Source organism: Actinoplanes sp. 13 (genome assembly GCF_056134165.1).
In genome coordinates, this window is record NZ_JBVYOQ010000001.1 from 254,832 (window position 1) to 267,952 (window position 13,121).

Annotated in this window: 14 protein-coding genes; 1 reads left to right on the forward strand and 13 read right to left on the reverse strand. The window is 70.9% G+C overall.

Annotation, left to right across the window (positions count from 1 at the left end):
* Window positions 1–68: 68 nt before the first annotated feature.
* A complete protein-coding gene (locus AC0NH5_RS01075) occupies window positions 69–1,532 on the reverse strand; it encodes a deoxyguanosinetriphosphate triphosphohydrolase family protein (RefSeq protein WP_474398777.1) in 1,464 nt (487 codons plus the stop codon).
* Window positions 1,533–1,542: 10 nt separating this feature from the next.
* Window positions 1,543–2,061 carry an LURP-one-related family protein gene (locus tag AC0NH5_RS01080; protein WP_474400299.1) on the reverse strand — a complete coding sequence of 173 codons (519 nt, stop codon included), beginning with the start codon at window positions 2,059–2,061 and terminating at the stop codon, window positions 1,543–1,545.
* A gap of 148 nt (window positions 2,062–2,209) precedes the next feature.
* On the opposite strand from AC0NH5_RS01080, the gene AC0NH5_RS01085 reads away from it, so the two are divergent.
* A complete protein-coding gene (locus AC0NH5_RS01085; RefSeq protein WP_474398779.1) occupies window positions 2,210–3,313 on the forward strand; it encodes an MBL fold metallo-hydrolase in 1,104 nt (367 codons plus the stop codon).
* Window positions 3,314–3,422: 109 nt separating this feature from the next.
* Here the strand turns inward: AC0NH5_RS01085 and AC0NH5_RS01090 are convergent, their stop codons facing one another.
* The 11 genes from AC0NH5_RS01090 to AC0NH5_RS01140 form a co-directional block, all read right to left on the reverse strand.
* Complete coding sequence (locus tag AC0NH5_RS01090) at window positions 3,423–3,644, reverse strand: hypothetical protein (RefSeq protein WP_474398780.1); 222 nt, start codon at window positions 3,642–3,644, stop codon at window positions 3,423–3,425.
* A gap of 124 nt (window positions 3,645–3,768) precedes the next feature.
* Entirely contained in the window at window positions 3,769–4,692 is a 924-nt protein-coding gene (locus AC0NH5_RS01095; RefSeq protein WP_474398783.1) for a diacylglycerol/lipid kinase family protein, read from the reverse strand.
* Between the two features lie 34 nt (window positions 4,693–4,726).
* Window positions 4,727–4,900 (reverse strand): hypothetical protein, encoded by a 174-nt coding sequence (locus tag AC0NH5_RS01100; protein WP_474398785.1) that lies wholly within the window; start codon window positions 4,898–4,900, stop codon window positions 4,727–4,729.
* A 51-nt stretch (window positions 4,901–4,951) separates the two neighbouring features.
* Window positions 4,952–5,518, reverse strand: a complete 567-nt coding sequence (locus tag AC0NH5_RS01105) for a GAF domain-containing protein (RefSeq protein ID WP_474398788.1) — start codon at window positions 5,516–5,518, stop codon at window positions 4,952–4,954.
* 185 nt (window positions 5,519–5,703) lie between these two features.
* Window positions 5,704–6,978 carry a hemolysin family protein gene (locus AC0NH5_RS01110; RefSeq protein WP_474398791.1) on the reverse strand — a complete coding sequence of 425 codons (1,275 nt, stop codon included), beginning with the start codon at window positions 6,976–6,978 and terminating at the stop codon, window positions 5,704–5,706.
* 81 nt (window positions 6,979–7,059) lie between these two features.
* Window positions 7,060–7,968 carry a DNA-3-methyladenine glycosylase family protein gene (locus AC0NH5_RS01115; protein ID WP_474398794.1) on the reverse strand — a complete coding sequence of 303 codons (909 nt, stop codon included), beginning with the start codon at window positions 7,966–7,968 and terminating at the stop codon, window positions 7,060–7,062.
* A gap of 289 nt (window positions 7,969–8,257) precedes the next feature.
* Complete coding sequence (locus tag AC0NH5_RS01120) at window positions 8,258–9,529, reverse strand: Pecanex-like protein 1 (RefSeq protein ID WP_474398796.1); 1,272 nt, start codon at window positions 9,527–9,529, stop codon at window positions 8,258–8,260.
* Window positions 9,530–9,568: 39 nt separating this feature from the next.
* Window positions 9,569–10,345, reverse strand: coding sequence for a DUF4142 domain-containing protein (locus AC0NH5_RS01125; RefSeq protein ID WP_474398799.1), 777 nt, complete (start codon window positions 10,343–10,345; stop codon window positions 9,569–9,571).
* Between the two features lie 40 nt (window positions 10,346–10,385).
* Complete coding sequence (locus tag AC0NH5_RS01130) at window positions 10,386–11,066, reverse strand: hypothetical protein (protein WP_474398802.1); 681 nt, start codon at window positions 11,064–11,066, stop codon at window positions 10,386–10,388.
* 236 nt (window positions 11,067–11,302) lie between these two features.
* Complete coding sequence (locus tag AC0NH5_RS01135; RefSeq protein WP_474398805.1) at window positions 11,303–12,079, reverse strand: hypothetical protein; 777 nt, start codon at window positions 12,077–12,079, stop codon at window positions 11,303–11,305.
* A complete protein-coding gene (locus AC0NH5_RS01140; RefSeq protein WP_474398808.1) occupies window positions 12,076–12,756 on the reverse strand; it encodes a sigma-70 family RNA polymerase sigma factor in 681 nt (226 codons plus the stop codon). Before AC0NH5_RS01140 ends, AC0NH5_RS01135 begins: the two co-directional genes overlap by 4 nt.
* Window positions 12,757–13,121 lie beyond the last annotated feature (365 nt).

Consider the following 13,121-nt stretch of genomic DNA (forward strand, 5'->3'; position numbering starts at 1 on the left):
GAGCCGGCGGACCGGCGAGGTCGCGGTGACTCTCGGGGACCGGTCATAGGTCGTACCAAGAAAGGTTTCTAAAGAACGAAAGCGTCCGTCCAGAGCTGGCGTGACCGGCCGGAGAGGGCGTCCATCAGGCCGACCGCCTGGCTGTCGGTCAGGCCCGCGACGAAGTCGATGACCGCGCGGCCGCGGGCCCGGCTGATGCGGTCCGGCGTGCCGGTGGGCAGCTCGGCCTCGGCGAGTTCGACCAGGTCGCGAAGGCGGCGAGGCAGGCGCAGGGCTTCGTCGGGGTCGGTCAGCCAGTCGAGCAGCGCCTCGACGAGGGAGGCCAGCAGGCGGGCCTGGCCGCGCTGGTGGAGGGCGAGGTCGGGGCGTTCCAGGACGAAGCGGTTCTGGACGAACTTGAGGAGCTGCACCTCGTGCCATTGGGCGCGGGAGAGCTGCGCGTGGCCGCTGCGGACCGCGGGCTGCCCGACCAGCTCGATCGAGTCGACGAGGCGGCGCGTCCAGTTGGCGGAGAAGGCAGCGACCCGGGCCTCGGCCTCCAGGGACCCGTCGAAGGGGCGGGCCAGCAACCCGTCGACCAGCTCGGCACGGACCAGCTCGACGGCGTCGGCGAAGGCCTCGTCGTCGGCGATCCAGGCCTCCTTGTGGTGCAGCCGGCGGCGCAGCGACTCGATGGCGCCGCCGGCCCGGTCGAGGTCGCACTCGGTGCGCCAGCGCTGCCAGGCCATCAGCTCGGCGGCCACGGCGCCCTGCTGGAGGACGCCGACCCGGTGCACGTCCTCCAGGTCGTGGATGGCGTAGGCGATGTCGTCCGCGGCGTCCATCACCGAGGCCTCGACGGTCTGCTGCCAGTCGGCGACCCGCCCGGCGAACGGGGCCCGGGCTGCGCGCATGTCGGTGATCTCGGTGGAGTACGCCCCGAACTTGAGCGAGCCGCCCTCCGGGTCGTCCGGTACGGCCGCGGCACCCCGCGGCGCCGGATCCATGAAGCGCGGGTGCGGGTCGGGGTGGCCGTGGCGGGTCCACGGGTACTTCAGGATGGCCGCGCGGGTGGCGTTGGTCAGGTTGAGGCCGATGGTCGCCTGACCGCGGATCTCGGTGCTGGTGACGATCCGGTACGACTGGGCGTTGCCCTCGAAACCGTCCCGCACGCCGCGATCGCGGGCCAGCCTGTCCAGCACCCGCTCGCCGAGGTGCCCGAACGGCGGGTGCCCGAGGTCGTGGGCGAGCGCGGCGGCCTCCACCACGTCCGGGTCGCAGCCGCCCAGCTTCTCGGCGAGGTCCGGCTGGTCCCGATGGATCCGCTCGGCGATGGCCCGGCCCACCTGCGCCACCTTGAGGCTGTGGGTGAGCCGGTTGTGCACCAGCAGGCCCGCGCCGCCCGGGCTGATCACCTGGGTGACGCCGGCCAGCCGGGCCAGGAAGGGTGAGCTGACGATCCGGTCCCGGTCCACCCGGAACGGGCTGGTGGCCAGGTCGCCGGGGGCGACCAGGCTGTCGCCGAAGAGCCGTTGGGCGCGCGGATCATCCATCCCCGGGAGGTTACCGGGACTGCAGAGCGTCCAGCGCGACGGCCATCGCCACGATCAGGCGGCGGTCCAGGGCGGGGTTCTGGATCGTGACGATGAACTTGTCGCGCAGGCCCCACTTGCGCACCACCGAGAAGGCCGGGTGCCCGCCGAGGGTGAAGTCGAAGTGGTACGGCAGCCAGGACAGCGACTCGACGAACCGGCGCAGCACGGCGACCCAGATGTTGCGCTCCTGGCCGATCATCTCGCCGTACCCCGGCTGCTCCAGCTTCCAGGTGGAGCGCAGCAGCGAGGCACCGAACTGCTTGCGGAACAGGCCGATCGGCTGGTTGGCGGCGTCCAGCACGTCGTACGTCGCGCCCAGGTCGATCACCTGCCGGGCCTTGAACCCGAGCAGCGGCACCTGTTTGGTGTCGTCGGTGTAGAGGGTGACCTGCTCGCGGAACGCCATCCGCTTCTGCTGGGCGAAGGCGAGGAGACCGGCCTCCTCGCCGTTCGGGCCGGAGGCGTGGATCTCGTACTGGTTGACCATGAGACGGATGCGCTGGCGCACGATGAGCTGGTGCTGCGCCTGAAGGGTGTCGAGCGTCACCGCGGCAGTCTGTCATACGCGTCACTTGCTGAGGGCAGGCTGAGGGCCACGGTGGCAGCCGACGGCCGATCCCGGTCAGACTGGGCGGATGGCGAAGCGTGCACGTACTCGTACAGTGATGGCTCTGGCGCTCGGCGCCGCGGTGGCCTGGGCCGCCCGCGACGTGCCCGCCCAGCTCGGTGCCCGGGCCCGGGGCGCGCGGCTCGCCCGGATCGAGCGCTCGCCGCAGTTCTCCGGCGGCAAGTTCCACAACACCGTGCCGGCCACCCAGGTCACTGTGGCGTCCGTGCCGCGCCTGGCCGCCGCCGCGGCCACCGGCCGGGAGGCGCGGCGCCCGCACCAGCCGATCCCGGTGGTGGCCCCGGCATCCGGCGCGGACCCGCAGGGCCTGCACGTCACCTGGTACGGGCATTCGTCCGCCCTGGTCGAGATCGAGGGACGGCGGGTCCTGCTCGACCCGGTGTGGAGCGACCGCTGCTCACCGTCGCGGCTGACCGGCCCGCGCCGCCTGCACCAGCCGCCGATGCCGCTGCGCGAGCTGCCGCCCATCGATGCCGTGGTGATCTCCCACGACCACTACGACCACCTCGACATGGTGAGCATCCAGAACCTGGTCGACCTGCAGGCCGCGCCGTTCCTGGTGCCGCTCGGGGTGGGTGCGCACCTGGAGCGCTGGGGCGTGCCGGAGACCCGGATCATCGAGCTGGACTGGAACGAGAAGGCGACGGTGCGGGGCGTCGAGTTCATCGCCACCCCGGCGCGGCACTTCTCCGGGCGCGGCTTCAGCCGGGACGAGACGCTCTGGGCCAGCTGGGTGATCAACGGGCCGACCCGGAAGGCGTTCTACTCCGGGGACACCGGGTACTTCCCCGGCTTCGCGGAGATCGGCGCCGAGCACGGGCCGTTCGACGTGACGCTGGTGCAGATCGGGGCGTACGGGGAGGCCTGGCCGGACATCCACATGTTCCCGGAGGACGGCGTCGCGGTGCACGTCGACGTCGACGGCGGGCTGATGATCCCGGTGCACTGGGCGACCTTCAACCTCGCCCTGCACGACTGGGCGGAGCCGGCCGACCGGGTGTGGCGGGAGGCCAAGGCCCGGGATGTGCGGCTGGCCGTGCCGCGGCCGGGTGAGCGGGTGGACGTGGACAACCCGCCGGCAGTCGACGGCTGGTGGCAGCAGATCGCCTGACCCCACCGCCGCGTGTGAAGTCGCGAGCCGCAACTTCACACGCTCCGTGGTGCCACTGCCTGCGTGTGAAGTTGCGCCCGTATACGAGCCGCAACTTCACACGCTTGGTTCAGCGGGCGAGGACGAACCCGGCCATCAGCAGGCCGGCGACGACGATCGCGGTGCCGGCGGCCAATCGGGCGGTGTGCGACCAGGCCAGCCGGCGGCCGGTGCGGACCGAGAAGCGGGCCGACCGGACCTCCCGCCAGGCCGCGTGGGTGCGGCCGGCGCGGTAGGCGACGACCAGCCCGCCGGTGGCGAGCATCATGACGTACGCACTGAGGTGGCGCATCGTTGACCCCCTGGTGTCGGATGGTGACAGCCAGTCTCGGGGTGGGCACGCTCCCCGTTCCAGGGGACGTCACGGCCGCTACGGAGCGATACGCCGCTTTCAGCGCGGTACCTTTTGTCGCCTTTCAGTCAGTCGAATCGTGCGACTGATCGGCAGCGGGCACGCAGATCTGCACGGCGCCGGGCACCACGGAGGCGGAGAACTTCTTCGTCCGCGCCCGCGCGCCGCCGTCCAGCTCGTACTCGAGTTTCGACTCCAGCTTCACGTCGATCCGGCGCGCCCGGGTGGTGCGCACGAACGGCGACCGGTCCGACCGGCCCACCGCCATCGTGCCGAGCGCCCGCGCCCACTGGAGCGCGCCCTGCGCCGTGGCCACGCCGACGTCCAGCCAGCCGTCGTCCGGCGAGGCGTCGTCGAAGGCGTGGATGCCGCCGGTGATCTTGCCGACGTTGCCGATCAGCACACAGCTGGCCTCGTCGTCGAACCACGGCTGGCCGTCGATGCTGATCGAGGCACGCGGCGCCTCGCCGTTGACGTGCCGGATGCCGGTCCAGACGTACGCCAGCTTGCCGAAGCGGTCCTTGAGCGCACCGTCGGCGTCCTTGATCATGGCGCCGTCGAAGCCGACGCCGGCCATCACCGCGAAGTGCTCGCCCTCGAGCCGGCCGAGGTCCAGCTTGCGCCGGTCGCCGTGGAAGGCGATCTCCACGGCCTGTTCCATGTCGGTGGGGATGCCGAGGTTGCCGGCCAGCAGATTGCCCGCCCCGGCCGGCATGATCGCGACCGGGATCTTCGAGCCGCCCTTCTCGGTGGCGAGCACGTCGAGGGTGCGCTGGACCATCCCGTCGCCGCCCCAGACGACGAGCAGGTCGACGCCCGCCCGCACGGCCTTGCGGACCTGCTTGGGGGCCTTGCGGCTCTTCGGCACCTCGAACCAGAGCAGCTCCTGCACACCCTGGCCGGTGAGCCGGCGGCGGAGCTCATCGAGTCCGCCACCGAGCTTCTTCCGCTGGTGGGCAACGACGGCGATCGTGCGGGGGGTACGCATGTCGCCGCCGTTACCCCGTCCTGAAAATTTTGAATCAGCGGAACCCGAAACGGCTGCGCTTCTTGCGGCCGAACAGGGTCTGTGCGGTGTCGGCGCCCTGACGCAGCAGGCGCGTGACCCGGTTCGCCCCGCGCTTGCGCTCGATGCGGTCGCTGAGCTTGCGGGCACCGGCCGCGCCGAGCGGGACCAGGACGGCGGTCAGAATCATCTTGCGAGCAAAAGTGAAGATCATGGGTAACCGAGTACCCAGAAATGGAGATCAGCTCACCGTGTCCCGCATCGCCTGTTCGGCGGCGGCGCTGCGGACCACCATGAGCCGCAGCTCCAGCTCGTCGGCGACGATGGCGGCGAGGTGCTCCAGGGCCTTGAGCTGGCGCTGGTTGGCCTCCCGGGGCCGGTTGTCGATCACGTTGACGGTGCCGAGACGGTACCCGTCGTGGGTGCGGATCGGCGCGGCGGCGTAGAAGCGCAGCCCCAGCTCGCCACGGACCAGCGGGTGCTCCAGCGTCCGCGGGTCGACGGCGGCGTTGTTGATCACGTAGACGTCGTCCTGGGCGATCACCGACGCGCAGAGGCCGGGCTCCTTGCCGACCTCGCGGACGCCGGACAAACCCTGGCAGGCGGCCAGCCAGACCCGGTCCTGCTCCACCAGCGACACCGTCGCGATCGGGGTGTCGAAGATCGCGCCGGCCACGTAGGCGATCCGGTCGTACGCATCCTCGACCGGCTGGTCCACCAGCCGGTAGCGGCGTACCGCCGCGAGCCGGGCCTGCTCCTGCGGGCCGACGTTGTCCAGATATTCGTAAGCGTGGGAAGACGCGGTCATGGATGCGAGCCTATGTATTACCGGGCGGTATGCAACCGTTCGACCAGTTCGAAGGCGTCCCTGACCGGCCCACCACAGCGAAAGTCGCACACCGCGTGTGAACTTCGGGTCAGGATCGGACCCGAACTTCACACACGGGCCGGTGGTCGGCGGTGGACGGGCCCGGGTCCGGACTCACACGCGGGTCAGTCGCCGGCGGGGGTGAGGGCGCGGATCCGGACGCGGGTGATGGCCCGGCCGGTCACCTCGACCACCTCGGCGGTGAACTCCGGCAGCGTCACCGACTCCCCCGGCTCGGTCGGGATGTGCCCGAGCGCGGCCAGCACCATCCCGGCGACCGTGGTGTAGTCGCCCTCCTCCGGCTGCCCGCGGAACCCTACGTCGGGCAGATCGTGGATGGGGAAGGACCCGGGCATCAGCAGCGCGCCGTCCGCCTCCCGCACGGTCGCCGCGACGTCCCGGTCGGTCTCGTCGTAGATCTCCCCGACGATCTCCTCGACCAGGTCCTCCAACGTGACGATGCCGTCGATGGCGCCCCGCTCGTCGACCACCAGGGCGAGCGGCTGGCGTTCGCCGCGCAGCTGTTTGAGGGCGTCGGACACCCGCAGCGTCTCGGGCAGGAAGAGCGGCGGCCGGGCCACCGCGTCCACCGGGCCGCCGGCGCCGACCAGGTCGCGCAGGTGCACCACGCCGATCACGTCGTCCAGCCCGGCCGGGCCGACGATCGGGGCCCGGGAGTGCCCGCTGTCGATCAGGGTGCGCAGCGCCTCCGCGGCCGGGGCGCCGCTGGCCAGGCTGAGCACGTCGCGGCGGGGCACCAGGATCTCCCGCAGGATCCGGTCGGCGATCTCGAAGGCGCCGGAGATGATCTCGCGTTGCTCGTCGGAGAACTCCTGCTGCGCCGCGACCATGTCGCGGATCTCCTCGGCGGTGACCTCCTCACGCTGGGCGTTGGGATCGACGCCGGCCAGCCGGACGACGCCGTCGGTGGCCTTGCCGAGCAGCCAGACGGCCGGCCGGGAGAAGGCGGCCAGCAGATCGAGCGGCCGGGCCATCAGCAGCGCCCAGCTCTCGGCCCGCTGCATCGCGATCCGCTTCGGGGCCAACTCGCCGAGCACCAGCGTGACGAACGTCAGCACCATGGTCAGCAGCACCGTGGAGACCGGCTGGGCGGCCTTGCCGAGGAAACCGAGATGCTGCTCCAACTGCTCGGAGAACGACTTGGCGACGACCGCGGAGGCCAGGAAGCCGGCCAGCGTGATGCCGATCTGGATGGTGGCCAGGAACCGGTTCGAGTCCCGGGTCAGCCGGGCCAGCACCCGGCCGCCACGGGACTCCCGCTCCAGCCGGTGCAGCTGACCGTCCCGCAGCGAGATCACGGCCATCTCGCTGCCCGTGAAGACGGCGTTGACCAGGGTCAAGGCCAGCACGAGCAGGATCGGACCGACGATGCCATCCATGCGCGCGCCCTCCGGACAAATCGATCTTGTCGGACAACGTTAGCGACACGGGCGAAAAGGTGTGCGGCGCAGCGCCCGAATTCAGAATTTGGAGAACGAGCGGATCGGCATCCGGGGGCCGAACTTGGGCGCCCCGATGCCGCCGAGGGCCAGCAGGTCGCAGACCCGGCCGCGGTGCCCCCGGAAGGGCTCCAGGAGCTCCAGCATCCGCTCGTCGGTGCCCCGGGCCTCCCCCGCCAGGGCCCACGCCACGGTGTTCGGGATATGGAAGTCGCCGACACTGACGGCGTCCGGGTCGCCGAACGTGTGCCGCACCGTCTCGGCGGCGGTCCACGGCCCGATGCCGGGGAGCGCGGTCAGCCGGACCGTCGCCTCGGCCGCGTCCGCGCACCGCTCCAGCCGCTCCGCGACCACGGCCGCCCGCAGCAGGGCCTGGGTGCGGCGCTGCTCGACGCCGAACGGGTGGAAGACCCAATAGGGGGAGGCTGCCACGGCAGCCGGATCGGGCGGGAGCACCAGGTCCACCGGTCCGGGCGCCGGCTCGCCGAAATGCCGGCAGATCGCACGGTACGACCGGTGCGCCTCCTTGCCGGTGACCTTCTGCTCCAGGATCGCCCTCAGCAGGCGCGCGAAGAGACAGCCGGTAGACGGTAGTCGTACCCCTGAGAAGGTCTTCGCCAGACGCCCGACCAGCGGATGCCGCGCCGCCAGGGCCGGGAAGTCGCTCAGATCGTCGCGCAGGCCGGCGATCGCGTCCGCACGGTCGGCGATCCAGGCCGCTCCCGGTCCGTGGCCGGTCGCCACCAGCTCGGCGCCGGAGCGGGCGAGGTGCAGCGTGGCCGGGCCGTCGGGGGTTCGCGCCGCGAGCCAGAGCTCGCCGTCGCGCAGCAGCCCGCAGGGATCGTGCTTGGGCACCAGCAGCGGGCGCACCGAGGCGCCGAACTGGTATCGCTCCGGGCACGTCAGCCGCCGGACCACCGGGGATCTCACCGGAGCAACTATGCCACCCGCGGCCGCGAGAACGAGCAGGCCGATGGCCCTGACCGTGCTCCGGGGTCAGGGCCATCGGGCGGCGACCGGACACCCGAGAAGGAAGGTCCGATCACCCGGTACGGAGCGTCTGCCCGGTGGTGGCCGGGCCGACTCGCCGCCAACCGTCCGGCAGGGGGTAGGACGGCCGGCGGTACCGAAGGGGGGTCCCGGACCGGGCAGGAGAGCCCGGTCCGGTCCGGTACCGACGATGCGGCGGTGCTCCGCGTCGTTGCCTGTCACCCACCGACTAGCGGACTCGGACCCGCACGGAGTCGAAGGCCGGCGTCTGGTTGGCGCGCTCCATCATCGGGATACGGTGCGAACCGTCACCGGCCCACGAGGAGCACTGGAAGTTGCCCCGCTCCGGCAGACCCGGCACCTGGATGGCGACGGTGTCCGGCTGAGCGCCACCCCGGCTGTCCTCGGTCGCGACGAAGAACGCCGGGACCGGCTCGGGCGCGGGCGCCGAGTTGCGGCTCTGCAGGATCCGGCAGGCGGAGTGGAAGTGACCACGCACCAGGCCGTTCTGCAGGACGCTGCTCTCGACGTAGTAACCACCCTGGCCGGCCGCGAGGAACCGGTCACGGATCAGGTTCCGCGTGCTGACCTGGATGGTGAACGGCTGGTTCACCCGCACCTGGGCCGGCGCCTGGGTGATCAGCAGCGTCGGGTTGTTGGCGGCCGCGCCGACCTCACCGAACTCGGTGGAGACACAGCGGTCGCCGCGCTGGAAGCCGTCGTGCGCCTCCAGGTTGGAGGTGTCGCAGCTGTTGGTCAGGATGCCGAGGCCGGCACCGGGGGGCGGGGTGGTCTGGCCGGGATCCGGCTGGTCCTGGTCGCCACCGTTGTCGCCACCCTGGTCGCCGCCCTGGCCGTTGTCACCGCCCTGGTCGCCACCGTTCTCGCCACCCTGGCCGTTGTCACCGCCCTGGTCGCCGCCCTGGCCGTTGTCGCCACCCTGCTCGCCGCCGTTGCCGCCCTCGGCGGGCGCCGACGGGTCCTCGGCCGGAGCCGACGGGTCCTCAGCGGGAGCCGACGGGTCCTCGGCCGGGGCCGACGGGTCTGCGGCGGGAGCGGACGGCTGAGCGCCGCCGCCGTTGTTGCCGCCACCGCCGTTGTTGCCACCGTTGCCGCGGCCGGGCCGCCGGGCCTGGGTGGTCGCCTCGGCGTCCTCTTCGTTACCGACGTTGTTCATCACCCACTGGCGGCAGCGGGCACGGACCTCGGCCGTGGTGGCGACGTCGCCGGCGCCGTCGTCCGCGTGCTGGGTGACGCGGCCGTTGTTCGTGGTCCACGTGCCCTGCCGGGTCTCCGTGGAGAGCCGGCTCTTGTTCGGGGCAGCCAGGTCGTCACAGGCAGCCAGTGCCCGCTTGGTGGTGCGATCGGTGCTCGCATTCGAGACCTGGGTCACGGTCACGATGCCGCCGAACGCCACCAGGGTGGCCGCGACGGCGATGATGCGGCGCCGACCGCTGAACCATGTCGGGGAACTGGCGCGCCGGTACTTTGACCTTCGCATGGGTGACACCTTTCTTGGTCGCCGTGGGCGATTCGAGTCCTACCGCGCGCGGAAGATGCGCATGGTCGTGGCGACCCCGACCACCAGGGCGGCGGCGAGGACGATGAGGATTACCGTGTTGCTGAGGCCCGGGACGCTGCCGCCTTCGACGGCCGCGACGAGCATCTGGTTGTCGACCGGCACCGGGCCCTGGCCCGGTGCTGCCTTGGGAGCCGGCGGCGTGGGCAGCGCGGCGTAATCGACGATGCCGCTGCTCTCCAGCAGCGTCATGTGGGTGAGCACGAACTGGTTCGTGTGCTGAGCGACCTTGCGGACCACGTCGCTGCGTGTGGTGGCACGGATCGTGCCGATGGCCGGGAAGATGTTGCCGTGCGCCATCCGGAGCCGGTCGATGAAGATCTGGTCGAACTGCTCCGTCGTGGGGGCGTTGCGCATCTCCGACAGCCAGAACTGCTGGTCGCCGTTCGGCTGGTTCGGCAGGCTGACGCCCAGCTTCTTGGCGGCGACCCGGGTGATCTCGTCGAGCGCCACGTGCTGCTTGGCGATCTCCGCGCCGACCTTGGCGACGGTCGGGTTGTTCGACTTCTCCGCCGCCATGTTCCCGGCCGGCACCTCCCAGAGGCCGGCGAGCCGGACCTTGATGAGGAAGTCCCGGTCGGCGGCGGTGAGCGTGCCGACGCCCTTCTCGGTGAGCCCGGTGTTGGGCGGGATGGGCACAGCGGGCTCGGCGTGCGCGACGCCGGACGGCGTCACCATGAACGCCAGGGCCAGTGCCAGGGTGCCGACCAGCCATCGGGGGATACGGCGGGCCTTCATCTCTTCTCCTCCAACTCGGAACACGTCGCGAAAAACCGGATCAGTAGCTGTAGTCGCCGCCGGTGTCCTCGGCGCCCGACTCCTCGGCGCCGGCCTCCTCGTCGTCCTTCGGCGGCGCGACCGGCTTGGAGATGGCCGGGAGACAGGTCAGGTTCTTGGTGCCGTCCGGGTTGATGACGAACCACTTGCCGCCGACGTTCTGGCCCTTCCACTGGCCCGGCTTCTTGTCGCCGATGTAGCGGTAGAGCGGCCAGCCCTTGAGGGTCAGCTGCTTGGTGCCGTCCGCCCGGGTGACCGTGCCGACCAGGTCGGCGTCGACGCCCTTGAGCTTCGGCTCGCCGTCGTTGGTGAGCGCCGCCGGCCAGATCTCGGCACACTCGCCGTTGCAGTTCGACTTCGCCGGGTCGTCCTTGTCGTCGTCGAAGCGGTAGAGGACGAAACCGTCCTGGTCCTCGACGACCTTGCCCATCCGCGGGACCTTCGAGCCGGTGAGCGAGGTCGTGGCGAGCTCCTCGCTGATCTCCGGGGTGTTCGCCTCGCCGTCCGCGGGAGCGGTGGGCTCAGCGGTCGCGTCGGACTCGGGGTCGGCGGTCGCGCCGGGCGAGGCCGCGATGTCGTTCGACGCCGGTTCAGCGGCGTTGCCGTAGTCGGACGCCTCGTATCCGGCCGGGGCACAGGCGGGCAGTGCGATCACCGCCGCCAGCGCAGCGCCGACGACCATCAACTTTCGCTTCTCCGGTACCACGGGGTCCCTCCAGCTGTTCATGGCCTGCTGTCTTCTCGTAAGCCATTTCCGGGCAGTAGTACGGAGAGGGTGCGAAGTCGGTTGAACATTCGGGTCGATCAAATTGGAGAAATTTCTTTTGAACCATCCGCGCGGCCGGCACGTATGACCTTGACCCACGACGAAGAAAGGCCCGGACGCCGAAGCGTCCGGGCCTTTGGGTGCTCGGATGGTTACGGAACGCGAACCAGGGTGTCGCCCAGACCGTTCGCGGTCATCTCCTGCACCTGAACGTGAGCGATCTTGTCGCGCGGGGTGCCGGTGACCGCCTGCAACATCAGCGGGTTCGGGTTGGCGGCGGTGCCCCAGCCGTTCTCGCCGATCGCCCAGCTGGCCACCTGCTCCGACGTGCCGTCGGTGCGGACCACCACGAGGGCACACTCCTTCGGCCCGGTGATGTTGCCGACCGCGAAGGAGATCTGGGTGCCCCAGTCCTTCTTCTCCAGGCCCACCGCCGCGGCCACACCGGTGCGGTTGTCGGTGCCGTCGAACGTCTCGCCGGGCAGCTTGGTGCCACCGATGGCCACGCCGTCGCTGTTGGGCAGCGGGTCGAGCCGGCTGGTGGTGTTGCCCTGCGCGCCGGTCTCGGCCTCGCCGCCGCCGGTGCCGAGCCACTGACCGCCGGCGAAGAACGCGCCGATCGCCAGCATGGCGAAGACCACCACGGCGGCGGCCAGCGAGTAGAGCCGGCGGCTGTTGGCGCGGTGCCGCTCGACCTTCACCTCGCGCAGCACCTTGGTGAGCACGACGCCGTCGCGCTCCGACTGCTCGGCGGCGATCAGCGCCTCCGCGTCGACGGTCGCGAGGACGTCGGCCACCTGCACGAAGGACTCCAGCTCGAGTGCGCACTGTGGGCACTCGATCAGGTGGTCCTCGAACCTCGAGGCGTCGTGGTCGTCGAGCACGCCCAGGGCGTACGACGCGACGTCGAAGTGCTGTTCCTGTGTCATTCGGTCACCCCCCGCTGCTGAAGAGCGGTACGCAGCGCACGCAGGGCGTAGTACACCCGGGACTTGGCCGTGCCCAGCGGGAGGTTCAGCGCCTCCGCCGCCTCCGGCACGGTCCGACCACGGAAGTACGTCTCGATGAGGATCTCCCGGTGCGAGTGGCTCAACTGGCGGAGCGCGTCCGACACCGTCATCGACTGGAGCACCTTGTCGGTCTCGTCGGACGTGGTCGGGAAGCTCTCCAACTCCCGATCGTACGTCTCGGCGGGCCGGGCGTTGGCGCTCCGGTGCTCGTCGATGGCGATCCGGCGGGCGACGGTGACCAGCCACGGACGCAGCGACTGCTGGCCCTGGGCGCCGAGACGGTGCGCGTTGCGCCACGCCCGCAGCAGGGTCTCCTGCACGATGTCCTCGGCACGCTGCCGGTCGCCGCCGGTCAGTCGCAGCACGAACATCAGCAGCGGTCCCGCGTGCTCCTCGTAGAGCAGCTTGACCAGTGTGTCCTCATGGCTCGGGCTGCTGCTGCGCGCGGCCTCGTGCCGCGGCGCCTGCCGCGGGATCACCGTGCCCTCGTCCCGGTGGTTGCCACCGTCGAGAGCCTGCCACCTGCCACCGGAGTGTTGCCGCGCCATCACACGCACCCTCTCCGGCGCGAGCCGATACTCGGCCACCGCATGCATCGATACCTCCGCCCGGACCCTTCCCCGTCGCCTGTTGTACGGCTGGGGGGCCCGGCCGGGATCAATGCCGGCCCGAGATTTTCCGGGGCGTTCGGTCTCAACGGTCCTCCGCTGCGATCGGGATCATGAAGACGTGCCGACGGCCGATCACTCTCCGTATTGATCTACGCCGATTCGGACGCCGGGTAAGCCGGAATGATACTCAGTGACAACCGACCCTAGACATGTCCGCGAGAATAATTTCCCCGGAGGCGGGAGAGCGTGATCTCGGAGTGTGAAGGCGCGATTCCACAGCGTTGTTCGCGCAGGGTCGCGAGTGGGAAATAGCGGGGCCGGTGAACCGATCGGGTGAGTCCTCGTTGCCG

What these genes read in the sequence shown, in the direction of transcription:
- AC0NH5_RS01075 (WP_474398777.1), bottom strand. Translation starts at nt 1,532, where the DNA reads ATGGATGATCCGCGCGCCCAACGGCTCTTCGGCGACAGCCTGGTCGCC.
- AC0NH5_RS01080 (WP_474400299.1), bottom strand. Translation starts at nt 2,061, where the DNA reads ATGGTCAACCAGTACGAGATCCACGCCTCCGGCCCGAACGGCGAGGAG.
- AC0NH5_RS01085 (WP_474398779.1), top strand. Translation starts at nt 2,210, where the DNA reads ATGGCGAAGCGTGCACGTACTCGTACAGTGATGGCTCTGGCGCTCGGC.
- AC0NH5_RS01090 (WP_474398780.1), bottom strand. Translation starts at nt 3,644, where the DNA reads ATGCGCCACCTCAGTGCGTACGTCATGATGCTCGCCACCGGCGGGCTG.
- AC0NH5_RS01095 (WP_474398783.1), bottom strand. Translation starts at nt 4,692, where the DNA reads ATGCGTACCCCCCGCACGATCGCCGTCGTTGCCCACCAGCGGAAGAAG.
- AC0NH5_RS01100 (WP_474398785.1), bottom strand. Translation starts at nt 4,900, where the DNA reads ATGATTCTGACCGCCGTCCTGGTCCCGCTCGGCGCGGCCGGTGCCCGC.
- AC0NH5_RS01105 (WP_474398788.1), bottom strand. Translation starts at nt 5,518, where the DNA reads ATGACCGCGTCTTCCCACGCTTACGAATATCTGGACAACGTCGGCCCG.
- AC0NH5_RS01110 (WP_474398791.1), bottom strand. Translation starts at nt 6,978, where the DNA reads ATGGATGGCATCGTCGGTCCGATCCTGCTCGTGCTGGCCTTGACCCTG.
- AC0NH5_RS01120 (WP_474398796.1), bottom strand. Translation starts at nt 9,529, where the DNA reads ATGCGAAGGTCAAAGTACCGGCGCGCCAGTTCCCCGACATGGTTCAGC.
- AC0NH5_RS01125 (WP_474398799.1), bottom strand. Translation starts at nt 10,345, where the DNA reads ATGAAGGCCCGCCGTATCCCCCGATGGCTGGTCGGCACCCTGGCACTG.
- AC0NH5_RS01130 (WP_474398802.1), bottom strand. Translation starts at nt 11,066, where the DNA reads ATGGTCGTCGGCGCTGCGCTGGCGGCGGTGATCGCACTGCCCGCCTGT.
- AC0NH5_RS01135 (WP_474398805.1), bottom strand. Translation starts at nt 12,079, where the DNA reads ATGACACAGGAACAGCACTTCGACGTCGCGTCGTACGCCCTGGGCGTG.
- AC0NH5_RS01140 (WP_474398808.1), bottom strand. Translation starts at nt 12,756, where the DNA reads ATGCATGCGGTGGCCGAGTATCGGCTCGCGCCGGAGAGGGTGCGTGTG.